This is a genomic window from Streptomyces sp. NBC_00271, assembly GCF_036178845.1.
GTDB lineage: Bacteria > Actinomycetota > Actinomycetes > Streptomycetales > Streptomycetaceae > Streptomyces.
Map to the genome: position 1 here is coordinate 7,230,383 of NZ_CP108070.1, position 21,981 is coordinate 7,252,363.

Below are 21,981 nucleotides of genomic sequence, written 5' to 3' on the forward strand. Positions count from 1 at the left end.
CCGGGAGGGGTGAGCTTCCCCGTGCCCCGGGACGGGGCACGGGGAACCGCTCAGTAGGACGAGCCGGAGGCGCCGAGCGCGCCCGTCGGGTGCCAGACCGTCTTCGTCTCCAGGAAGGCCGTCAGGCGCTCGATGCCGGGCGTCCGTGAATAATCCACAGCCTGTGGACGGACGACCCGCTTCAGGTTGTCGGCCGCGGCGATCTCCAGCTCCTTCGCCAGTACGTCGTCCGCGCCCGCGAGGTCGATCGCGTTGACGTCCTGGTGCGCGGCGAGGGGAGCGGCGATCTCCGCCGTCCTGCCGGAGAGGACGTTGACGACACCGCCCGGCAGGTCGGACGTGGCCAGCACCTCGCCCAGCGACAGCGCCGGGAGTGGGGACTTCTCGCTCGCGATCACGACCACCGTGTTGCCGGTCGCGATCACCGGGGCGATCACCGAGACCAGGCCCAGGAAGGACGACTCCTGGGGCGCGAGGACGGTGACGACGCCCGTCGGCTCCGGGGTGGACAGGTTGAAGAAGGGACCCGCGACCGGGTTGCCGCCGCCCACCACCTGGGCGATCTTGTCGGTCCAGCCCGCGTACCAGACCCAGCGGTCGATCGCCGCGTCGACGACCGCGGCAGCCTTGGACTTCGACAGGCCCTCCGCGTCCGCGACCTCACGGACGAACTGGTCCTTGCGACCCTCCAGCATCTCGGCGACGCGGTAGAGGATCTGACCGCGGTTGTACGCCGTCGCACCGGACCAGCCGCCGAACGCCTTGCGGGCGGCGACCACCGCGTCACGGGCGTCCTTGCGGGAGGAGAGGGGCGCGTTGGCCAGCCACTTGCCCTTGGAGTCCGTCACCTCGTACACCCGGCCGCTCTCGGAACGCGGGAACTTCCCGCCCACGTACAGCTTGTAGGTCTTGAAGACGCTCAGTCGCTGCTGCTCGGTCTTGTCGGTCTTCTCAGACATCGAGGTACGCCTCCAGGCCGTGGCGACCGCCCTCGCGGCCGAAGCCCGACTCCTTGTAACCGCCGAACGGCGAGGTCGGGTCGAACTTGTTGAACGTGTTGGACCAGATGACGCCCGCGCGCAGCTTGCTCGCGACGGCGAGGATCCGGGAGCCCTTCTCGGTCCAGATGCCGGCGGAGAGGCCGTACTGGGAGTTGTTGGCCTTGGCGACGGCCTCGTCGGGGGTCCGGAAGGTGAGGACGGACAGGACAGGGCCGAAGATCTCGTCGCGCGCGATGGTGTGCGCCTGGGTGACGTTCGTGAAGAGCGTCGGGGCGAACCAGTAGCCGGAGGAGGGGAGTTCACAGGCCGGGGACCAGCGCTCGGCGCCCTCGGCCTCGCCCTGCTCGACGAGCGAGGTGATACGGGACAGCTGCTCGGCGGAGTTGATCGCGCCGATGTCCGTGTTCTTGTCCAGGGGGTCGCCGAGGCGGAGGGTGGACAGACGGCGCTTGAGCGAGTCCAGCAGCTCGTCGTGGATCGACTCCTGGACGAGGAGACGGGAGCCCGCGCAGCAGACCTGGCCCTGGTTGAAGAAGATGCCGGTGACGACGCCCTCGACGGCCTGGTCGATGGGGGCGTCGTCGAAGACGATGTTCGCGCCCTTGCCGCCGAGTTCGAGGGTCACCTTCTTGTCCGTGCCCGCGACCTGGCGGGCGATCGCCTTGCCGACGGCGGTGGAGCCGGTGAAGGCCACCTTGTTCACGTCGGGGTGCTCGACGAGCGCGGCGCCCGCGTCGCCGTATCCCGGAAGGATGTTGACGACGCCCTTGGGCAGGCCCGCCTGGCGGCAGATGTCCGCGAAGAACAGGGCGGAGAGGGGGGTGGTCTCGGCGGGCTTGAGGACCACGGTGTTGCCGGTGGCGAGCGCGGGGGCGATCTTCCACGCCAGCATCAGGAGGGGGAAGTTCCAGGGGATGACCTGGCCCGCGACGCCCAGCGGGCGGGGGTTCGCGCCGAAGCCCGCGTGGTCGAGCTTGTCGGCCCAGCCCGCGTAGTAGAAGAAGTGCGCGGCGACCAGGGGGAGGTCGGCGTCGCGGGTCTCCTTGATCGGCTTGCCGTTGTCGAGGGTCTCCAGGACGGCGAGCTCGCGGGAGCGCTCCTGGATGATCCGGGCGATGCGGAAGAGGTACTTGGCGCGCTCGGAGCCCGGCAGGGCCGACCACTTCTCGAAGGCCCTGCGGGCGGCCTTCACGGCGCGGTCCACGTCCTCCGCGCCCGCCTGGGCGACCTCGGACAGGACCTCTTCGGTGGAGGGGGAGACGGTCTTGAAGACCTTGCCGTCCGCGGCCTCGGTGAACTCGCCGTCGATGAACAGGCCGTAGGAGGGCGCGATGTCGACGACGGAGCGGGACTCGGGCGCCGGTGCGTACTCGAAAGCGGATGCGGATGCCATGGTGATCAGTCCACCGTCACGTAGTCGGGGCCGGAGTAGCGGCCGGTGGCCAGCTTCTGACGCTGCATCAGCAGGTCGTTCAGGAGCGAGGACGCGCCGAAGCGGAACCAGTGGTTGTCCAGCCAGTCCGCGCCCGCGGTCTCGTTCACCAGGACCAGGAACTTGATGGCGTCCTTGGTGGTGCGGATGCCGCCGGCGGGCTTCACGCCGACCTGGACGCCGGTCTGGGCGCGGAAGTCGCGGACCGCCTCCAGCATGAGGAGCGTGTTCGCCGGGGTCGCGTTGACGGCGACCTTGCCGGTCGAGGTCTTGATGAAGTCCGCGCCGGCCAGCATGCCGAGCCAGCTCGCGCGGCGGATGTTGTCGTACGTCGAGAGCTCGCCGGTCTCGAAGATGACCTTCAGGCGGGCGCTGGTCCCGCAGGCCTCCTTCACGGCGGTGATCTCGTCGTACACCTTCATGTACTTGCCCGCGAGGAACGCCCCGCGGTCGATGACCATGTCGATCTCGTCCGCGCCGGCGGCGACAGCGTCGCGTACGTCGGCGAGCTTCACGTCGAGGGCCGCGCGGCCGGCCGGGAAGGCGGTGGCGACCGAGGCGACCTTCACGCCGGAGCCGGCGACGGCTTCCTTGGCGGTGGCCACCATGTCGGGGTACACGCAGACGGCCGCGGTGGAGGGCGTCGTACGGTCCGTGGGGTCGGGGTGGACCGCCTTGGCGCCGAGCGCCCGGACCTTGCCCGGGGTGTCCGCGCCTTCCAGCGTCGTCAGGTCGACCATCGAGATGGCGAGGTCGATGGCGTAGGCCTTCGCGGTCGTCTTGATGGAACGGGTTCCGAGCGAGGCGGCGCGCGCCTCCAGGCCGACCGTGTCGACGCCGGGGAGCCCGTGGAGGAAGCGGCGCAGCGTGCTGTCCGACGCGGTTACGTCGCCGAGTGCGGGTGCAGTGGTGGGCATGGTCACGAGCTGAGCATATCTACGCGCGTAGCGGCTGTACAGCCCCGGGTACGGGTGTGGGGGAGCCCACGCCCGGACGCTCCCTGCCCCTACCCTCCCCCTGCTCGGCTTCACTCGAGCAGGGGGACTCCATCATCCCCAGGGGCTCCGCCCCTACCCTCCCCCATCGTCCGAAGGGCTCGCTCTCGAACGCGGGGTGCGCCGAGGCTTTTAGGGGCGCGGGGAACTGCGCGATCGGCCCGCACTCGTCCGCAGCCGGGCGACCTGGAGTGGGCGGGGATTCGGGGCGCAGCCCCGCCCGGGCGTGGGGACCGCGCGATCAGTCCTCGGCCACCCGCAGACGAACGAATCCCCGCCCGCCCGTGGCGACGCGGCGGCGTGGGGCGGGGGTGAAGGAAGTGTTCAGGGGGCGTCGGGCAGAATCGGTGGCATGACGACCCCGGATGACCAGCCACCCGTGCCGGACGCCTCGCGACCCGAGTCGCAGGACCGGATCTACCGGTCGCACGCCGGTATCGCGGGCGGCGTACTGCTGCTCGCCATCACGGGCTGGCTCGGCATCGACGCGCTGGTCTCCGGCCACGGCCGCACCCCCTGGCTGGCTCTCGCCGCGCTGATCCTCCTGGTTCCGCTGGTGGCCGCCTTCACCCTGCGCCCCGCCGTCTACGCCAACGAGGACCGGCTGCGCGTCCGTAACCCGTTCCGTGTCGTCGTGCTGCCCTGGAGCAAGGTCGCCTCACTGCGCTCCGGGTACTCCAACGAGGTGGTCGACGCCGAGGGCGCCAAGTTCCAGCTCTGGGCGATCCCCGTCTCCCTGCGCGCCCGCAAGGCCGCGGCCCGACGGCAGGCGCGCAACGCCGCCGCGGACAGCAGCGGCCGCACCTCCTCGGTGGCGAGCGGGCCCACCCGTTCGCACTCCGACCAGGTCATGGACGACCTGCGCGAACTCGCCGAGGCCCGGGCGGCCGCGGAGGGCGCGCAGGGCGAGGTGAGCGTGCGGTGGGCGTACGAGGTCATCGGTCCCGCGCTCGCGGGAGCCGTGGTCCTGGCGATCCTGCTGGCGGTGGGGTGACACCAGGGGGGTGCGGCGGACGGGTGTCCGTCGTCGCCCAGGTCGGGCCCTGCGGGCCCTGACCCGTCGCTCCGTACGGCATCAGGCCGCCCGTGTTCCCGGTCCCGTACGGCATGAGGCCCCCGTGTTCCGGACCCTGCACGCCGTCGGGCCGCTCGTGTCCCTGGTCCCGTCGCCGTCGGGCCGCCCGCGTTCCCGGACCCGTCGCCGTCATGTCGCCGGTGTTCCCCGTCCCGTGCGGCGCCGGGCCGCCCCCGAGGGGTGCCCGGCGCCGTTCGCTCGGGGTCAGCCGACCACGTCGACGAAGGTGCCCGCCGACACCGCGGCCGCGGTGTCGGCCGTGCCGGCGTAGGACCAGCGGTAGGAGCCGTCGGTGTAGGCGCGGACGGTGGTGGAGAGGGTGCCGCCGGTCACGGTCGGCACGGTCTTGAGCGTGCAGTACGTGCTGCTGCCCTTCGGGCGGAACTGCAGGCTCACGGGCCGGCCGGCCGCGGCGCCGACGGACGTGCCGGTCGCCCAGTCCGCGTTGCGCACGCCGCCCGTGACGGTGAGGACGCGGCCCCACTTCACCGGCTTGGGAGTGGCCTCGACGGTCACCTGGCTGTCGCGCAGCACGCTGACGGTGGCGGCGCTGTCCAGGAACACGGCGTCGCTGTCGGGAGCGATCGCGTAGGCGCTGAGGTGCCAGTCGCCGGCCAGCGAGTCGTCGGCCGGGGCGGTGCCGGGGGTCAGGGTGAAGGTCAGGGTGCAGGTGGTCGTGGTGGCGACCGTCGGACCGCAGGCCGCCGTCGAGGCCACGGTGCTGTCCGGGGCGCCGAAGGGGCCGTGGTAGAGCGTCGCGTTGACCTGCTGGAGACCGGACGGGTCGGTCGCGGTGACCTCGGCGGTGACGGTTCTCGCGTCGGTGCCGACGACGACGGGGTTGCCGTCGTTGACGACCACGCCGGTGATGTCGGTGTCGCCGAACCTCTCGTCCGCGTGCGCGGCCGGAACGGTGAGGGCGGACAGGGCGACGACGCCACACGCAGCGGCGACAGCTGAACTCATACGCATGCGAATTCCCCAATGTGAATGCCGCGGCCTGTCAATTTCACACCGGCAGGCCCGAATTGACGTGTGCAGCGTACTCGTTGCCTTGGGATTTCGGAACGTTTGTATGAGAGTTTTGTGAGTCGCCGATTTCCCGGTGAAGAGAATGCGCGCGAATATCGAGTGTGCCGTTTCCGTGGAAAGCCGAAGGGGAAATTCGGTTCAAATTTCAGCGGACCTGGAGGCCACCTACGTGTACCGCCCCTCTTCGTGGTGGGCCGGGAGGGCGGGTGTCCCGGGGCGCCCCCCCCGCCGGCGCGTCGGGAAATTCGCCCACTCTTGAGGCGACCTGATGGTCGACCGCATGAACGAGGGGCAACCTTCGCGTGAAATGTGTTTCACGCGTGGATCAAGTTTCTCTTTGGTCTCACTAATCTGCGTGTGCCGCATGACCGACGAATCCGCGTCGACTCATGCGGCTTCCTGATATGGGGATACAGGAGTGGGGATGGATGGCGGCAAGAATGGGGGGCGCGGCCGTACCGGGCACGCGCTGTCAAATAGATATAGGTGCAGACGGCACTTACTCGTGGCGACTCACTGCCACGAACGGGCGGGTGATCGCCGTCGCCGCGAGGACGTACCGGAACTACGGCGAGTGCCGTGCGGCGTTCGAGCGCTTGTGCACCGACATCGGGAAATTACCCGGCGCGGTGCATCACACCGCGGAAGGCAGTGGATGGGTCTGGCGGCTGCGTGACGGCACCGGCGGCGTCGTGGCCGTGTCCTCGCGTGCCTACGAGCGGCACTCGACGTGCCAGGCCGCCTATGAACGCTTCCGGGCTCTCCTGGCCGAGCTCGGGTCGGGTGGGGCGATTCCGTGGGACGACGCCGAGTGAGGGAACGACGCCGAGCGAGGGGACGACCCCGAGAGAGCGGACGGGGCTGACGGATCGATCGTGCGCGTGAGGGGCTGGGGTGCGCCACAAGAGCGCATCCCAGTCCCTCACGCGTTCTCCTGTCGCCGCGTTCACGTCAACATCGGAAGTTGCCCCTCGGGGGCGTCTCGTTCACGTTCGTGTGCGCGTGCGTCCATCACGCGTCAGGAGTGTCGTCCCATGTGACGACGCGAATCTTTGAGCGATCTGTGGCTCCGGGGGACGACCCTCCGAGACGCCTGCACCCCGATCGGGGGCTGCCCGACCGCGTGTTCAGGGGCATCCTGCGCGGCGGCGGCGGGCTGGTCCTCGCGATCATGCTGCTGGTCGGCGGCTTCCTGACGTACCGGGCCTGGCAGGCGCTGTCGGTCGCGAAGTGGGACTTCGTCACCACCGAGGCGTGGGAGCCCGAAGGCGGGCACTTCGGCATCGCGGCCGTGCTCGTCGGGACGGTGCTGATCGCCATGGTCGCCATCGTGTTCGCCGTACCGCTGGCGCTCGGCACCGCGCTCTACATCTCCGAGTACGCGCCGCCGCGGATCCGCCAGACCCTCATCAGCGTCGTGGACCTGATGGCGGCCGTGCCGTCGGTCGTCTACGGCCTGTGGGGCCTGTTCTTCTTCCAGGGGCACGTGGTCAGCGTGTCCCGCTGGATCTCGACCTACTTCGGTTGGATCCCCCTCTTCAAGGTCGACGGCGTCGATCCGAAGGACCCGCTCGCCACCGCGACGGTCTACACCTCCTCCACCTTCATCGCGGGCATGGTCGTGTCCTTGATGGTCGCGCCGATCATCTGCTCGGTGGTGCGGGAGGTCTTCTCGCAGGCTCCGGTCGGCGAGCGGGAGGGCGCGTACGCGCTCGGCGCCAACCGCTGGGGCATGATCCGCAGCGTCGTCCTGCCCTTCGGCAGGGGCGGCATGATCGGCGGCACCATGCTGGGCCTGGGCCGGGCGCTCGGCGAGACCATCGCCGTGTACCTGATCATCTCGCCGGTGTTCGTGATCCAGCCGCACATCCTGCAGAACGGCACCAGCTCGGTCTCGTCCCTGATCGCCCTGCGCTACGGCGAGGCGAGCCCCATGGGCATGTCGGCGCTGATGGCCGCGGGCCTCGCGCTCTTCCTGATGACCCTCGTGGTCAACTTCGCCGCTTCGTCGATCGTCGCCCGCAGCCGTTCCGGCGCGACGAGCGACTCCTGAGGAGACCGAGCCCGATGACCGTCACCGCTCCGCAGAGCCCACCCGGCGACCAGGGGCAGGGGGCCGATCCGAGCCCCGCGGGTGCGCCGAAAACGCCGCCCCCGGCCCCACTCACCCACCTGCCCGCACGCCGGCCCGGCGCGAGTTCAACGCGCGGAGACTCGCGCCGCAACCTCTCCACGCTGCGCGCCAGCGACGTGTACGCCATGGTCGGCGCCGGCGCCGCGTCCCTCGCCCTCACCTGGCTGATCTTCGACCGGCTGCTGCCCTTCAACGGCGCCCTGGGCTTCGTCGTCATCGCCTACGCGCTCTTCATCGGCCTGTACGCGCTGCTGGTCTCCTGCGACGAGGACGGTCCCGCGGTCCGTGACCGGGTGGCCGCCGCGATCGTCCAGAGCCTCGGCCTGGTGATGCTGACCGTGCTGGCCTTCGTGGTCGTCTACACCCTCTACGAGGGGCGTGAGGCGCTGCCGCACCTGAACTTCTACACCGAGTCGATGGCCGACGCGGGTCCGCTGGAGCCCCTCAGCGTCGGCGGCATCGTGCACGCCATCGTCGGCACGCTGTGGCAGATCTCCATCGCCCTGGTGATCTGCATACCGACCGGGCTGGTGTGCGCGGTCTTCCTCAACGAGGTCCCGGGCGCCTTCAGCCGGTTCGTCCGCACCATCGTCGAGGCGATGACAGCGTTGCCATCCATCGTGGCCGGCCTGTTCATCTACGCGACCTTCATCCTGAGCCTCGGTTTCGGTCAGTCCGGCCTCGCCGCCGGGCTCGCGATCTCCGTGATGATGCTGCCGATCATCATCCGCGCGGCGGACGTGGTGATCCGACTGGTCCCCGGCACGCTGCGCGAGGCGTCCTACGCGCTCGGCACCTCACGGTGGCGCACGGTCTGGCACGTGGTGCTCCCCACCTCGCGGTCCGGGCTGACCACGGCGGTCATCCTGGGCACCGCGCGCGGTGTGGGCGAGACCTCGCCGGTCCTGCTGACCGCCGGTTTCACCCAGGAGCTCAACACCAACCCGCTCCACGACCCGATGGTGTCGCTGCCGCTGGCGGCCTTCAAGCTCGTCGAGTCCCCCGAGCCCACCTACATCGCCCGCGGCTTCGGCACCGCGGCGGTGCTCCTGGTGCTGGTGCTCGTCCTGTTCGTCGCGGCCCGCGTCGTCGGCGGCCGTGGGCCGGGCAAGCTGACCCGCCGCCAGGAACACCGCCGGGTCAGGGCGTCGCGCCGTGACGCGCAGCGCTTCGACGTGTACGCAACCGCCGGCCGGCCGTCGGCCGGCCCCGCCTCGACCAGTCCCGCATCGACGAGGAGCACCCCGTGATATCCGCACCCGTCCGTCGTCCGCGCAGCGTGCGCGTGTACCAGGCACTGGCGCTGGTCGTCGCACTGGTCTGCGCGCTCATGGCCGTACATCCGCCAGGTGCCTTCGCGGTCACCTACGTGAAGATCAGTGGCTCCGGCTCGACATGGAGCGCCAACGCCATCGAGCAGTGGCGCCGCAACGTACGCCAGCAGGGCATGACCGTGAACTACGCGTCGGTGGGCTCGTCGGTCGGACGTACCCAGTTCGCGAACGGCACGTCCGACTTCGGGGTGTCCGAGATCCCCTACGGCCTCAAGGAGTTCGGTACGACCGACACTCCGCCGCAGCGCAAGTACGCCTACATGCCGATCGTGGCCGGCGGTACGTCGTTCATGTACAACCTGAAGATCGGCGGCAACCGGGTCACCAACCTGCGGCTGTCCGGGGAGGTCCTCAGCAAGATCTTCACCGGCAAGCTCACGATGTGGAACGCGCCGGAGATCAGGGCGGACAACCCCAAGCTGGCCCTGCCCGCCCGCCGTATCGTCCCGGTCATCCGCTCCGACGGCTCCGGCACCACCGCGCAGTTCACCCTGTGGATGTCCAAGCAGTACGGCACCCTGTGGAACGACTACTGCCGTCGGGCGGGCAAGCCCACGCCCTGCGGCCTGACGTCGTACTTCCCGAACATCCCCGGCTCGGGCTTCGTCGCCCAGTCCGGCTCGCTCGGCGTCGCGGGCTACACCAAGCAGCCCCAGGCCGAGGGCGCCATCACCTACGTCGAGTACTCCTACGCCAGGAACGCGGGCTTCCCGGTCGTCAAGGTCCTCAACAAGTCCGGGTACTACGTCGAGCCGACCGCCTCCAGTGTGGCCGTCGCCCTGACCCAGGCGCAGATCAACAACGACTCGCGGTCCGCGAACTACCTCACCCAGAACCTGGACGGGGTCTACACGTACGGCGACCGGCGCACCTACCCGCTGTCCAGCTACAGCTACATGATCGTCCCGACCAAGGAGGAGATGGGGTTCACCAAGGCCAAGGGCGCCACGCTGAGCGCGTTCGACAACTACTTCCTCTGCGAGGGCCAGCAACTGGCCGACCGGCTCGGCTACTCGCCGCTGCCGATCAACCTCGTGCAGGCGGCCATGGAGCAGGTGCGCAAGATCCCCGGTGCCGTGTCGGACAACATCAACATCAAGAACTGCAACAACCCGACGTTCTCCAGTGACGGGAAGAACCTCCTGGCGCAGAACGCCCCGTATCCCGCGGCGTGCGACAAGAAGGGTTCGGACCAGTGCGCCACCGGCACCGGCGGCGCCCATCAGTCCACCTCGCCGAGCGGCTCCGGTACGTCCGGCGGCGGCACCGGCTCGGGCGGTTCGGGTACGACCGGCGGTTCGGGCACGTCCGGCGGTTCCGGTTCGACGGGCGGTTCGGGTGCGACGGGAACGGCCGGTGCCACCACCGGCGGCAGCGGTACGGCGGGCAGCACCGGCGGTACGGGTGGGGCGACGGCAGGTAGCGTCGTCGCCCCCGACACCGGCCAGGTGCTCAGCGGCGGCGGGGGCACCGGCGACACCTCGGTCGCCGCCAGCCCGGTCTCCCTCGGCACCGGCGACGCCCTCGGTCTGCGCACCGCGCTGATGGCACTGTCGGCCGTGCTCCTGATCGGCGTGGTCGTCGGGCCACCCCTGATCGGACGCATGATGTCGAACCGCGCCCGCCGCAAGGGGGGCGTGGCATGACCGCCATGACTCCCATGCCCCGGTCCCGGCGGCGCGTCGTCGCCGCCGTGAGCGCGCTGCTGGCCGCGCTGGTCCTGGCCCTGCTCCCGCTGCCTTCCGCCACCACGTCCGCCGCGGCGGCGGACGGCACGGCGGAGGACTCCGCGGTCACGGTGACGGGGAAGCAGGGCAAGTACGACGACTTCTCCAAGCTGAAGGTGACCGTCCACCAGACGAAGAACCTGCGGTCGCAGGGGGTGCGGGTCACCTGGCAGGGCGGGGCGCCGACGATCGACGGGCAGAACGCCGCCGTCAACTTCCTGCAGATCATGCAGTGTTGGGGCGATGATCCGGCCGGACCCGACCGTGATCAGTGCGTCTTCGGCGGCGACGGCTCGATCCTCGGGGCCGGAAACGGCCGACTGGTCGGCACCGATCCGGGGGAGACCCAGTACCCCGGTGGCTTCGTCCCGTTCCGCCCGGTCGGTGACCTGCCCCCCACCAAGTCCTCCCACGACTTCACCTACTTCGGTCCGCTGGACACCAACGAGCAGCGGTTCGCCAGAACCTATGCCGACGGCACGGGCGAGGTGACCTTCGAGGCGCAGGACGGCATCCAGGCGTCCCACCTGGGCTGCGGCATGAACACGGCGCCTGCCGGGAGTGACGCCGTTCCGCGGCACTGCTGGCTGGTCGTCGTCCCGCGCGGCACGCACGACGCGGACGGCACCGAGATCACCCAACCGAACCAGGCGGGCAACTCACTGCAGAGCTCGCCGCTGTCCGCGACGAACTGGGCTCAGCGGATGGTCGTCCGTCTGGACTTCCAGCCGGTCGACGCGTTCTGTCCGGAGGGCCAGCCGGAGCTGCCCACGGTCGGCTCCGAACTGATGACGGACGCCGTCACTTCCTGGCAGCCGAAGCTGTGCTCGTCCACGGGGAGCACGTTCGCCTTCACTCAGGGCGGCGAGGAGGAGGCCAGGGGCCAGGTCCTGGGCACGTCGGCCGACACGCCCCTGCTGGGCTTCACCGTCGACCCGGTCGCCCGGCCGGACGACGGATCCAAGGTCGTGCACGCACCGGTGGCGGTGTCCGGACTGGCGATCGCCTTCTTCATAGAAGGTCCGTCCGGCGTGGTCCAGGGAATGAAACTGAATCCGCGGCTCGTCGCGAAGATGCTCACTCATTCCTATGTGGAAGACGTGACGCTGGGCGCCACTCCTGATTATTTGAATGGGAACAGCCCTTCCCTGGTCCAGGATCCGGAATTCAAGGAATTGAATCCAGGTTTTCCGCAGTTGACCAATCACCAGCTGAGGAGCCTCATGGTTCCGCTGCAGTCTTCCGACACCACGCGGATCGTCTGGAACTGGCTCCAGTCGGACGCGGACGCCCGTGGCTTCCTCTCCGGGACGAAGGACCGGTGGGGGATGCGGGTGAACCGCTATTTCCAGGACCTGAAGCTGGCGCAGAACACCACGCTGACCGACTACCCCAAGGTGGACCCGACGACCACGCCGGCCCTCGGCAACGGGACACCCCCTCTCAGCTACGCGATCACCGACCTGGACCCGTACACGGCCGACCTGCACGACGGGGCCGTGCGAACCCGCCGGGGCAACAACACCCGCACCATCCAGTGGCAGTCGGGGGACACCGCCCAGTCGCCGGCCAAGCTCATCAACGACGCGCCTATGTCGGGTCAGCGTGCCGTGATGGCGATCGTCGACGCCGCGTCTGCGGAGCGTTACGGGTTGACGACCGCGGCGCTGCGCAACGCGGACGGCAACTTCGTGAAGCCCTCGGCCGCCACGCTCACGGCCGACGTCGCGACCATGCGGCCGTCGTCCGAAGACGCTTCGGTGCTCAAGCCGGACCCGGCGCGCGCCAAGGGGCAGGCGTATCCGCTGACGGCCGTCGCCTACGCCGCGGCCTCGGTGAACCAGGACGCGAAGGCCCGCAAGGCGTACGCCCGGTTCATCAGGTACGTCGCGGGATCGGGCCAGACGCTCGGCGTGTCGGCGGGCCAACTGCCCTTCGGCTACGCGCCCTTGCCGGCCCAGCAACGTCTGCAGGCGCGGACCGCCGCCGACGCCCTGGAGCGCGGCGAGACCGTGACCGGCCCTTCGTCCGACGGGTCGAACCAGGGTGACACGGGAGGGCTCGGATCCGGAGCCGGCACCGGAGGAACCTCCTCCGGCGGTGGCACCGGCGGAGCGTCCGCGGGCGGGACGGGCGGCGGCGCCACCCCCTCGGCCTCGGACTCCGCCGCCGCGGTGAACGGCTCCGCGTCACCCTCCTCCGGGCCGCAGCAGAATGTCGCGGAAGCCAAGGCGGGATTCACTCCAGGAGAGATCCTGGGAATTATCCGATGGATTCTTCTCGTCGTCCTGTTCGTGGGCGGGGCGGCAGGACTTTCGGGTCCGATAATGCTGCATTTCGCGCAGCGTCGGACTCCCTAGGAGGCACCTAGGAGGCCTGCCCGTAACCTTTCTCTCACGGGGAATTGGTTGGTCACCGCGCGGAAATCCTGGAATTGTTTGCGGTGGCCGACCGACGGGCCGGCAGGAAAAAGATCCGGATTTTGCTTGAACGGCCAGCCTTCGAAATCCAGAAAACAAGGGGTTCAGAAGTGAACGTCAAGTCTCGCGCCAAGGTCGGCGCTGCTTTCGGTGTCGCGGCTCTCGGTCTCGGCATCCTGGCCTCTCCCGCTTCGGCGGACCCGAGCCCGGTCACCGACTACCGTCAGCTGGCGGGTGTCGGTTCGGACACCACGCAGTACGTCATGAACGGCATCGGCGACGCCGTCACGAATGCCAACGGCAAGATCGTCGCGTCGTGGAACGCCACCGGCACCGCCACCGTGAAGACCAAGGCGACCGGCTGTGACACCGTCGCCCGCCCGGACGGCTCCTCGGCCGGTATCAACGCGCTGAACGCCGACATCACCGCCGGCACCCACTGCATCGACTTCGCCCGCTCCTCGCGTGGCCCGGTGGACACCACCACCACGGACCTCACGTGGATCCCGTACGCCAAGGACGGTGTGACCTACGCCACCGACCTGGGCAGCACGCTGCCGACGAACCTGACGAAGGCACAGTTGGCCGCGATCTACCAGTGCAACTCCACCGAGTTCCCGAACGCGCAGCCGCTGCTGCCGCAGTCCGGCTCCGGTACCCGGACCTTCTGGCTGTCGGCCATCGGGATCACCGAGGCGCAGGTCGGCTCCTGCGTCGACGGCACCATCCAGGAGCACAACGGCGCGGCGATCCTCAACGGCAACCAGCTCATGCCGTACTCGATCGCCCAGTGGATCGCCCAGGGCAAGGGCCTCTCCGACGTCCCGAACCGTCGCGGTGAGTCGCGTCTGCGCAGCATCAACGGCCTGGCCCCCACCACGGGCACGGGCTCCGCGATCGCGCTCAACACGGCCTTCGACGCCGGCTTCCTCCGCGACGTCTACAACGTCGTCCCGACCGCCAACGTCTCGGACTCGGTCGTCGCCGGGACCTTCGTCGGTTCGGGCTCGAAGGTCTGCGCCGCCGGCTCCACGATCGCGACCTACGGCTTCGGCGCCGTGTCCAACTGCGGTGCCACCACGCTCACGGGCGAGCGGTAATCCGTGATCGTCGTCTGATCCTCGCGTGACGGCCGGGCACCCTCCAGGTGCCCGGCCCCACGCGCTGTCATCCGTCCACGTAATCCGTCAACCGTCCCCCGGGGGGCATCGCCGTGACAGTGCCACAACCATTCCGAAGAGCGGCCGCGATCGTGGCCGCCTGTGCCTTACTCGCCATGGGCCTCGTGGTCCTGGCCATGTCCCAGTCCCAGCCTGCCCGGGCGGCGTCCGTCGGCGAGTTCACCATGACGCCCACCGGCGGCAAGCTGAGTGACCCGCAGCCCATCGCCGGCTCGATCGGTATCCCCGGCGCATGTCCCGCCGCCACCATCGAAGACCTCAACTGGAACAGCGTCCTCGCCCTGTACGTCGTCAAGGCCGACGGCACCGAGGTGAAGGCGCTCAACGGGATCACCAGCAAGGCCCCCTACACCGCGGCGACCTCGGCGGTCTCGCTGGTCGCGGCGGACAACGCGGGGATGGTGGTCAGCAGCCTGTCGGACGCCATCACGGGCGACGGCACGTACGAGTTGCGCCTGCGGTGCGTGGACAACTACGACTGGGCCGTTCCGCCCGACTCGATCGTCCCGGGCGACCCGTACTGGACCCAGAAGATCACCGTCACCGGCGACAACTGGGTGGTAGGGGAAGGCGCGGAGGCCACCCAGGTCGCGCTGACCGCCTCCCCCGCCGTGGTCGCGCCCAGCGAGGAGACCACGCTCACCGCGACGGTGTCGCCCGCGGCGGCGGCCGGCACCGTCACCTTCCTGGAAGGCGCGACGACGCTGGGCCAGGCCACGGTCGCGAGTGGCAAGGCCGAGTTCAAGACGTCGACGCTGGCCGAGGGGGACCACGGCGTCACGGCCCGCTTCACTCCGGGGAACGCCGCCGAGTGGGGAGCCTCGGAATCCGCGCCCTTCGAGGTGACCGTGCAGCTGCCGAGGTACGAGATGCGCGACGCCGCGGGGAAGCTGCTGGCCTACAACCCCGAGTTGCAGCGCGGCCAGACCGTGAAGGTCCTCATCCGCGGATGCCGGCCGAGCGCGTCGTACTCGATGACCATGTTCCACAACGACGCCACCTTCCCCGCCGCCACGGCCGACGCGAGCGGGACGGTCACCTGGTCCACTCTGACCGTGCCGGACGACGCCGTGGCGGGGGCGAGCAACTGGGACTACAGCCCGGACTGCACCGGCGGCAAGAACCCCGTGCGCGCGGTGGACTTCACCGTCCCCGAGCCGTCCTCCGAGTCCCCGTCGGCGAGCCCGACCGACTCCCCGACGGACAACCCCTCCGACGAGCCCACCGACGGCTCCAGCAGTGAACCGACCGACGGCTCTTCGGGCGACTCGTCCGGCACCACGTCCGGCACCACCACGACCGGTGGCAGCGGCACCGGCGGCGACTCCACCTCCGGCGGGACCTCGCCCACCGGGGGCCTCGCCTCCACCGGCAGTCAGATCGCGCTGTTCTCCGGCCTCGGAGCCGTCATCCTCGTCACGGCCGGCGTCCTCGCCGTGCGGTACGGCCGCCGCGAGGGGCTGCTGAAGTTCGGCGACCCCCGCTCGTAGCGGCTCGGGAGCACGGGCGGCGGGCCCCCACCCCGCCGCCCGCGTCTTCGTATCTCCACCACACACCTCTCCACAGGAGCGCTCCCCGTGACCGTGTTGTCCCCGCCCCCGCCGGCCGACGCGCCGCCGGTGCCGGCGCCCGCACCCGAGCCCAGGTCCGCCGCGGGGCCGCCGCGGGCCGAGCGCCCCGGCTTCGCGTTCGCCGGGGCCGCGCTGTGCGTGCTCGCCGCGCTGCTGCTCGGCTTCGCCGCCAACCTCACCATCGTCGGCCACCTCCAGCACGCGCGTGACCAGCAGACCGCGTACGACGAGTTCCGCCGTCAACTCGCCCTCGGAACGGCACCGGTGGGCCAGCGGGGTTACGACGGCAAGATGCTGGAGCCCGGCGCGCCCGTCGCCCTGCTGCGCATCCCGGCGCTGGGCCTGAAGGAGGTCGTGGGGGAGGGCACCACCTCCGGGGTGCTGATGTCCGGCCCCGGCCACCGCCGGGACACCCCGCTGCCGGGACAGGCCGGCACCAGCGTGCTCATGGGCCGTCAGTGGGGGTACGGCAGCCCGTTCAACGACCTGCACCAACTGCCCCTCGGCACCGAGATCCGGCTGACGACCGGTCAGGGCACCGCCACCTACAAGGTCTCCTCCATCCGCCGCAAGGGCGACCCACTGCCGCCCACGCTCAAGGAGGGCCAGGGCCGGCTCACGCTCATCACCGCCGACGGCGCGCCCTACACCCCCTCCGGCACCCTCCGCGTGGACGCGACCCTGGCGAGTGCCGTACAGCCCGCGCCGCCCCGCCCGCTGACGCTCGGCTGGATCGACGAGTCGGAGCAGGCCCTGGGCACGGAGAACGCCGCCTGGCTCTCGGTCTTCCTCTGGTCGCAGGGGCTGCTCGGCGCGGCCCTGCTCACCATGGCCGCGTACCGCGTGTGGGGCCGCTGGCAGACCTGGATCGTCTGCGTGCCCGTGCTGACCGCCCTCGGCCTCGCCGTCTCCGGCGCCGCCACCCGCCTGCTGCCCAACCTGCTCTGACCGACGAGGAGTTCCACCATCATGTCCGACACGAACCCGACACTCGTCGACGAGATCCTCGACCCGACGGTGAAGATGCGGAGCACCAAGGCGAGCAGGCCCGCCGTCTCCGGCGCCGGTCCCGGCGAGAGCAATCCGGCGACCCTGGAGGCCGACTCCATCTCGGCCTGGTTCGCCGACCACAAGGTCCTGGAGCACGTGTCGCTCACCATGCCCGCCCGCAAGGTCACCGCGCTCATCGGCCCGTCCGGCTGCGGCAAGTCCACGTTCCTGCGGATCCTCAACCGCATGCACGAACTGATCGGCTCCGCCTCCCTCGCGGGCCGGGTGCTGCTGGACGGCGAGGACATCTACGACCGTGGCCGCCGCATCACCCACGCCCGCCGCCAGATCGGCATGGTCTTCCAGAAGCCGAACCCCTTCCCGGCGATGTCCATCTACGACAACGTCACCGCAGGACTGAAGCTCGGCGGCATCAAGGCCGGCCGTGAGAACAAGGACTGGCTCGTCGAGGAGTGCCTGACGAAGGCGGGCCTGTGGAAAGAGGTCCGGGACCGGCTCCGGCAGCCCGGCGGCGCGCTCTCCGGCGGCCAGCAGCAGCGTCTGTGCATCGCGCGTTCGCTGGCCGTACGACCGCGGGTCCTGCTCATGGACGAGCCGTGCTCGGCGCTGGACCCGACCTCGACACGGCGCATCGAGGAGACGATCCACGAGCTGTCCGAAGAGGTCACCATCGTGATCGTCACCCACAACATGCAGCAGGCCGCCCGGGTCTCCGACCAGTGCGCGTTCTTCCTCGCCGAGCAGGGCACCCCCGGCGCCATCGTCGAACACGGCACCACGGACGCCATGTTCAACAACCCGCAGGACCCGCGTACGACGGACTACGTGAACGGACGCTTCGGATAGGACGACCGACCACACCGACGGAGGCCTCGGATGCCAGGCACCCTCCGAGCGACGAGCGAGGGACGACCCCGCCGCGCGGTGGCCCGTACCGCGGCCGTCCTGGCCGCTGTCGCCCTCGCCGGCTGCGCCGTCCCCGGAGCGCCCGAGAAGGCGTTGGCGGGCCCACCCGCGTCCGTCCCGCTCACCGAGCGGACGGCCCCGGACCCGGCCGACCCCACCCCGCTCGGGACATCGGCCCGCCCCCGCACGCCCGAACCCACTCCCACTCCACCGCCCCGCGACCCCGCTCCGGCGTCCTCGCCGTCCCCCAGCGCGCCCACCGTGTCGCCGACGACGAAGCTCCCGGACCTGGGCACGCCACCCCGGTCCACCTCGCCGCGCCCCGGCACCACGCCCGCGAAGCCGCCACCGAAGCCGCCGGCCGGTGCCGATGCCGGTGCCGAGACGTTCGGTCGGCGTGGCCCGGACGGTTCGACCACCCTGCGCATCGGCTCCTGGTCGGCCCGGGTGGTACGCGGTGGGCAGGAGGCGGTGGACGCGTGCCGCGACGCCGTGCAGTGGACGGGGCCCGACCTGGGGACGGAGGACGGCTACGCGCTGCGTACCGCCGTCGTCGTCGGCCACGACTACTGCGGCTTCGAACGTTTCGCCAAGCTGCCCGTGGGCACCGTCGTCACGGCCACGACGCCACGCGGCACGTTCGAGTACCGCGTGTACGCCCACTACGTCAGCCCCGGCCGCGGCACCCCGTCCCAGGGCCTGTACTGGGGCGACCTCACGCTCCAGTCCTGCGTCGGCCCGGACACGGGCTTCAGCTACCTCATGCGTGTGTGAGGCGGCGCGGCCGGAGCCCGACACGGGGTTCAGTTGCCTGGGGGGCGGGCTGAACCCCGTGTCCGGCCCATGCGCGGCGTCCCGCCCAACGTGGTGATGGGGGCGCGGGACACCTGGCGGGCGGATGCGTCCAAGGGGGGGTGAGGAGCACATCCGCGCTTCCCTCCAGCGTGAGACGCGCGGGGACGGAGCAGGCAGCCGAGGAGCATGCGACAGCCCAACTCCCCGTGAATCGAGAGACGTACGAATCCAGGTGTGGTGCCGTACGGACGCCCGCTCAGGGCGCGCTCGGCCACACCAGCGCCATGTACGCGCTCCAGTACGCCGAACCCAGCAGCGCCGCGGTCACGGCGAGGGCCCGGAAGCGGGGTGAGGCGCGGGACAGATGGAGGGCCAGCGGGAGCAGGAGCGGGAAGCCGGGCAGGAGGAAGCGGGCACGGGGGAAGTAGACGCCGCCGCTGCCCAGCACGATCAGCAGCAGGACGCCGGTGAAGACCAGCAGAGGGAGCGGCTGCCGGTCCCAGGCGCCCAGGGCGTAGAGGACCACGGACACGATCAGCGTGAGCGTCACCATCACCAGGAACAGCTCCGGCCTGGAGTCGAGCACGAGGACCTCCCGCATACGGCGCAGGGTCTCCGCGCCGCCGTCCCAGTCGTTGTGCCACAGCCGCTGCACGGCGAAGTAGCCGTCCCATCGGCCCAGGCGCACGCCCACCCAGCCGACGTAGGCGAACCAGCCCGCCGGGGCGAGGGCCGCGGCCGCGAGGACGCGGGGCGAGAAGCGGTGCCGCAGGGAGAGCAGGGCCGTGACGGTGACCGCGGCCGCCGCCGCGATGCCCGTCGGGCGGGTCAGGCCCGACAACGACGCCAAGGCGCCCGCCCAGAGCCAGCGGCCGGTGAGCACCGCGTACAGCGACCAGGCGGCGAACGCCGTGAAGAGGGACTCCGTGTAGCCCATCCACTGGACCAGGCCGACCGGAAGAGCCGCCCACAGGAAGGTCAGCAGTATGGCCACGCGCCGGCCGTGGAGATGGTGGCCGACGGCGAAGACTCCCCACGCGGCGAGGAAGGAGGCGACGATCGAGATCGCCAGGCCCGTCGTGGCGCGCGTACCCGGGGTCAGGACCGCGACCGCCTTGACCAGGATCGGGTACAGCGGGAAGAACGCGAGGTTGTTCGCGTCGTACCGGGTGCCCAGGTGGCGGGTGTAGCCGTGCTGGGCGATGCCCAGATACCAGTCCGCGTCCCACTGGGTGGCCAGGACGGGCCACACGCCATGGTGTTGATGGTGCGCCCACAGGGTGAGGAGCAGCAGACTCACGAGGCGTACGGCCCCGTAGGCGAGCAGGGCGGGGGCCGCCCGGCGCAGCTGGGTGCGGAGGGAGCACAGGATGCCTGTGCTCCTACTCGTCCCCGCACCCGTACCCGTACTCGTGTTCGCGTTCGTGGTCGCGGGGAAGTCGCCGGGAGCGTTCCGGGGTGGGGAGGATGTCGGCCGGGAAGCGGTCGAGGACACGCGGCAGCTCCTGGGGCTCGGCGGTGCGCTACCGCCAACCGTTCCTCGGTCGGATGGTGGCGCACCGGAGCGCTGCGTCAACTGCCGGGCGGAAATCACCCGTACGTGGCTGAGCCCTGGACTTGGGCCCTCGCGAAGGCGCGGGATCCGAGATGCGGGACCCGAGGCGCGGGATCAGATGCCGGCCGCCGCCGACAGGTCCCGCTTGATCCCCGCGAGCAGCTCGGCGGCCTTCGCGTGGGCCGTGGGCAGCTCGGTGTGCGAGCCGACCGGGACCACGACCTCCAGGTAGCACTTCAGCTTCGGCTCGGTGCCGCTGGGGCGGACGATGACGCGGGCGCCGTCCAGCGTGTAGCGCAGTCCGTCGGTCGGCGGAAGCGTGTCCGTGCCCTTCGTCAGGTCCTCGGACCCGGTGATGGGCAGGCCCGCCAGCTCCGTCGGGGGCTGCTCGCGCAGCCGGCCCATCGCGTTCGCGATGACCGACAGGTCCTCCACGCGGACCGAGAGCTGGTCGGTGGCGTGCAGACCGTGCGCCACGGCGATGTCGTCGAGGAGATCGAGGAGGGTGCGGCCCGCCTCCTTCAGCTCGGAGGCGAGTTCCGTGATGAGCAGGGCCGCGGTGATGCCGTCCTTGTCGCGTACGCCGTCCGGGTCGACGCAGTAACCGAGCGCCTCCTCGTAGCCGTAGCGCAGGCCCTCCACCCGGGCGATCCACTTGAAGCCGGTGAGGGTCTCCTCGTAGGGGAGGCCCGCCTTCTCGGCGATCCGGCCGAGGAGGGAGGAGGAGACGATCGACTCCGCGAAGGTGCCGCGCGCGCCGCGGTTCACCAGGTGCTGGGCGAGCAGCGTGCCGACCTCGTCGCCGCGCAGCATGCGCCAGTCGGCACCGTCCCTGACGGCCACCGCGCAGCGGTCCGCGTCCGGGTCGTTGGCGATGATCAGGTCGGGGTCGGTCTCGCGGGCCTTCGCGAAGGCCAGGTCCATCGCGCCGGGCTCTTCCGGGTTGGGGAAGGCGACGGTGGGAAAGTCGGGGTCCGGTTCCGCCTGCTCGGCGACGAGCACGGGCTCCGGGAAGCCGGCCCGGGCGAAGGCGGCGAGCAGGACGTCCTTGCCGACACCGTGCATCGCCGTGTAGACGCTGCGGGCGGTGCGGGGGGAGTCCTGGGCGAGTACGGCGTCCGTACGGGCCAGGTAGGCGTTCAGGACGCTCTCGTCGAGGGTCTCCCAGCCGGAGTCCGGGCGGGGGACGTCGGCGAGGCCGGCGACGGCGGCGATCTCGGCGGCGATCTCGGCGTCCGCCGGGGGGACGATCTGCGAACCGTCGCCCAGGTAGACCTTGTAGCCGTTGTCGCGGGGCGGGTTGTGGCTGGCGGTGACCTCCACGCCGGCCGCGGCGCCGAGATGCCGTATGGCGTACGCCAGGACGGGCGTGGGCAGGGGGCGGGGGAGGACGGCGGCGCGCAGGCCCGCGCCCGTCATCGCCGCGGCGGTGTCGCGTGCGAAGTCGGCGGACTTGTGGCGGGCGTCGTAGCCGATGACGACGAGGCCGTCCGTCTCGCCTTGCTTCCTGAGGTACGCCGCCAGGCCGGCGGCGGCACGGATGACCACCGCGCGGTTCATGCGCATCGGGCCCGCGCCGAGTTCGCCCCGCAGGCCCGCGGTGCCGAACTGGAGGGTGCCGCTGAAGCGTGCGGTGAGCTCGGGGACGTCCTTGGCGGCGATGAGCTCGGCGAGCTCTTCGCGGGTGTCCGGGTCGGGGTCCTCGGCGAGCCACGCCTCGGCCCGTGCGATGAGTTCGTCCTGCACGTCGGGTGAACCTCTCTGTCTTGTGCTGCCCTTGCTGTGTACCCGGCCAGGGGTGCTTTCTCGCGC

Annotated in this window: 17 protein-coding genes; 11 read left to right on the forward strand and 6 right to left on the reverse strand. The window is 70.7% G+C overall.

The genetic code is table 11. From position 1 onward, the window contains the following. Positions 1 to 50: 50 nt before the first annotated feature. The 3 genes from OG798_RS33015 to deoC are packed head-to-tail and all read right to left on the reverse strand — an operon-like array spanning position 51 to position 3,350. Positions 51 to 959 carry an aldehyde dehydrogenase family protein gene (locus OG798_RS33015; protein ID WP_121415198.1) on the reverse strand — a complete coding sequence of 303 codons (909 nt, stop codon included), beginning with the start codon at positions 957 to 959 and terminating at the stop codon, positions 51 to 53. Continuing rightward, positions 952 to 2,394: an aldehyde dehydrogenase family protein gene (locus OG798_RS33020; RefSeq protein ID WP_054233636.1), complete on the reverse strand. Its 1,443-nt coding sequence runs from the start codon at positions 2,392 to 2,394 to the stop codon at positions 952 to 954. Before OG798_RS33020 ends, OG798_RS33015 begins: the two co-directional genes overlap by 8 nt. A 5-nt stretch (positions 2,395 to 2,399) precedes the next feature. Next, a complete protein-coding gene (gene deoC, locus OG798_RS33025) occupies positions 2,400 to 3,350 on the reverse strand; it encodes a deoxyribose-phosphate aldolase (protein ID WP_097227479.1) in 951 nt (316 codons plus the stop codon). A 430-nt stretch (positions 3,351 to 3,780) separates the two neighbouring features. Between deoC and OG798_RS33030 the strand changes: the two genes are divergently transcribed. Next, on the forward strand, positions 3,781 to 4,422 hold the full coding sequence (locus OG798_RS33030; RefSeq protein WP_097224961.1) for a PH domain-containing protein: 642 nt from the start codon (positions 3,781 to 3,783) through the stop codon (positions 4,420 to 4,422). Between the two features lie 285 nt (positions 4,423 to 4,707). Here OG798_RS33030 and OG798_RS33035 read toward each other — a convergent pair whose 3' ends face one another. Next, positions 4,708 to 5,469 (reverse strand): calcium-binding protein, encoded by a 762-nt coding sequence (locus tag OG798_RS33035; protein WP_267062685.1) that lies wholly within the window; start codon positions 5,467 to 5,469, stop codon positions 4,708 to 4,710. Between the two features lie 599 nt (positions 5,470 to 6,068). Between OG798_RS33035 and OG798_RS33040 the strand changes: the two genes are divergently transcribed. From OG798_RS33040 to OG798_RS33085, 10 genes are all read left to right on the forward strand, one after another. Next, a complete protein-coding gene (locus OG798_RS33040; RefSeq protein ID WP_095852918.1) occupies positions 6,069 to 6,350 on the forward strand; it encodes a hypothetical protein in 282 nt (93 codons plus the stop codon). 308 nt (positions 6,351 to 6,658) lie between these two features. Next, the gene (gene pstC, locus OG798_RS33045) at positions 6,659 to 7,588 is read left to right on the forward strand and encodes a phosphate ABC transporter permease subunit PstC (protein WP_267062686.1); all 930 of its coding nucleotides are present in this window, start codon (positions 6,659 to 6,661) and stop codon (positions 7,586 to 7,588) included. A 14-nt stretch (positions 7,589 to 7,602) separates the two neighbouring features. Then, positions 7,603 to 8,919, forward strand: a complete 1,317-nt coding sequence (gene pstA, locus OG798_RS33050) for a phosphate ABC transporter permease PstA (protein ID WP_121415196.1) — start codon at positions 7,603 to 7,605, stop codon at positions 8,917 to 8,919. Continuing rightward, on the forward strand, positions 8,916 to 10,649 hold the full coding sequence (gene pstS, locus OG798_RS33055; RefSeq protein WP_267062687.1) for a phosphate ABC transporter substrate-binding protein PstS: 1,734 nt from the start codon (positions 8,916 to 8,918) through the stop codon (positions 10,647 to 10,649). The genes pstA and pstS overlap by 4 nt, the downstream gene beginning before the upstream one ends. Beyond that, positions 10,646 to 13,090, forward strand: a complete 2,445-nt coding sequence (locus tag OG798_RS33060) for a hypothetical protein (RefSeq protein WP_267062688.1) — start codon at positions 10,646 to 10,648, stop codon at positions 13,088 to 13,090. Before pstS ends, OG798_RS33060 begins: the two co-directional genes overlap by 4 nt. A gap of 170 nt (positions 13,091 to 13,260) precedes the next feature. Continuing rightward, positions 13,261 to 14,250, forward strand: a complete 990-nt coding sequence (locus OG798_RS33065) for a hypothetical protein (RefSeq protein ID WP_097224958.1) — start codon at positions 13,261 to 13,263, stop codon at positions 14,248 to 14,250. Between the two features lie 176 nt (positions 14,251 to 14,426). Continuing rightward, positions 14,427 to 15,821: an Ig-like domain-containing protein gene (locus OG798_RS33070; RefSeq protein WP_267062689.1), complete on the forward strand. Its 1,395-nt coding sequence runs from the start codon at positions 14,427 to 14,429 to the stop codon at positions 15,819 to 15,821. Between the two features lie 87 nt (positions 15,822 to 15,908). Beyond that, a complete protein-coding gene (locus tag OG798_RS33075; protein ID WP_095852913.1) occupies positions 15,909 to 16,850 on the forward strand; it encodes a sortase in 942 nt (313 codons plus the stop codon). Between the two features lie 75 nt (positions 16,851 to 16,925). Then, entirely contained in the window at positions 16,926 to 17,759 is an 834-nt protein-coding gene (locus OG798_RS33080) for a phosphate ABC transporter ATP-binding protein (protein ID WP_095857820.1), read from the forward strand. A 30-nt stretch (positions 17,760 to 17,789) separates the two neighbouring features. Continuing rightward, positions 17,790 to 18,593 carry a hypothetical protein gene (locus OG798_RS33085; RefSeq protein WP_147474172.1) on the forward strand — a complete coding sequence of 268 codons (804 nt, stop codon included), beginning with the start codon at positions 17,790 to 17,792 and terminating at the stop codon, positions 18,591 to 18,593. A gap of 277 nt (positions 18,594 to 18,870) precedes the next feature. Here the strand turns inward: OG798_RS33085 and OG798_RS33090 are convergent, their stop codons facing one another. After that, positions 18,871 to 20,109, reverse strand: coding sequence for a hypothetical protein (locus tag OG798_RS33090; protein ID WP_413253578.1), 1,239 nt, complete (start codon positions 20,107 to 20,109; stop codon positions 18,871 to 18,873). Between the two features lie 174 nt (positions 20,110 to 20,283). Then, the gene (locus tag OG798_RS33095) at positions 20,284 to 21,915 is read right to left on the reverse strand and encodes a phospho-sugar mutase (protein ID WP_328758129.1); all 1,632 of its coding nucleotides are present in this window, start codon (positions 21,913 to 21,915) and stop codon (positions 20,284 to 20,286) included. Between the last annotated feature and the right edge of the window lie 66 nt (positions 21,916 to 21,981).

Coding starts and splice junctions, on each gene's coding strand:
- OG798_RS33060 (WP_267062688.1), top strand. CDS start 10,646: ATGACCGCCATGACTCCCATGCCCCGGTCCCGGCGGCGCGTCGTCGCC.
- OG798_RS33035 (WP_267062685.1), bottom strand. CDS start 5,469: ATGAGTTCAGCTGTCGCCGCTGCGTGTGGCGTCGTCGCCCTGTCCGCC.
- OG798_RS33020 (WP_054233636.1), bottom strand. CDS start 2,394: ATGGCATCCGCATCCGCTTTCGAGTACGCACCGGCGCCCGAGTCCCGC.
- OG798_RS33070 (WP_267062689.1), top strand. CDS start 14,427: ATGGGCCTCGTGGTCCTGGCCATGTCCCAGTCCCAGCCTGCCCGGGCG.
- deoC (WP_097227479.1), bottom strand. CDS start 3,350: ATGCCCACCACTGCACCCGCACTCGGCGACGTAACCGCGTCGGACAGC.
- OG798_RS33015 (WP_121415198.1), bottom strand. CDS start 959: ATGTCTGAGAAGACCGACAAGACCGAGCAGCAGCGACTGAGCGTCTTC.
- OG798_RS33080 (WP_095857820.1), top strand. CDS start 16,926: ATGCGGAGCACCAAGGCGAGCAGGCCCGCCGTCTCCGGCGCCGGTCCC.
- OG798_RS33085 (WP_147474172.1), top strand. CDS start 17,790: ATGCCAGGCACCCTCCGAGCGACGAGCGAGGGACGACCCCGCCGCGCG.
- OG798_RS33030 (WP_097224961.1), top strand. CDS start 3,781: ATGACGACCCCGGATGACCAGCCACCCGTGCCGGACGCCTCGCGACCC.
- pstA (WP_121415196.1), top strand. CDS start 7,603: ATGACCGTCACCGCTCCGCAGAGCCCACCCGGCGACCAGGGGCAGGGG.